This is a genomic window from Mesorhizobium sp. M1A.F.Ca.IN.020.06.1.1 (assembly GCF_004023265.1).
Taxonomy (GTDB): domain Bacteria; phylum Pseudomonadota; class Alphaproteobacteria; order Rhizobiales; family Rhizobiaceae; genus Mesorhizobium.
The window spans coordinates 1-476 of sequence record NZ_RZSR01001781.1; the positions used below are offsets into that span (position 1 = coordinate 1).

The 476-nt window shown below is 68.1% G+C and carries 1 pseudogene; it reads left to right on the top strand.

Annotated features, from left to right (window positions below):
* Positions 1 to 476 (top strand): annotated as a pseudogene (locus EOA60_RS36865) (class I SAM-dependent methyltransferase); the annotation flags it as partial.

Consider the following 476-nt stretch of genomic DNA (forward strand, 5'->3'; position numbering starts at 1 on the left):
TCACCGGTGTCGAGCTCGATCCCGTCACGGCGCGCATCGCCCGGCTGCTGCAGCCGCGGGCGCGGATCGTCACCGGCGATTTCGCCCGCACCGAGCTGCCGGCGCGATTCGACCTCGCCATCGGCAATCCGCCATTCTCCGATCTCACGGTGCGGTCCGACCGCGCCTTGCGCTCCCTCGGCCTGCGTCTGCACGACTACTTCATCGTGAAGGCGCTTCGGTTGCTGAAGCCCGGCGGTCTCGCCGCCTTCGTGACCAGTCATGGCACCATGGACAAGGCCGACAGCACCGCGCGGGAGACGATCGCGAAGTCGGCCGATCTCATCGCTGCGATCCGTCTGCCCGAGGGAAGCTTTCGCGCCGGTGCCGGTACGGACGTCGTGGTCGACATTCTGTTTTTCCGCAAGCGCAAGGCTGGCGAGCCGGAGGGCGACGTCTCCTGGCTCGATCTCGGGAAATCCGGCCGGCCACGGAGG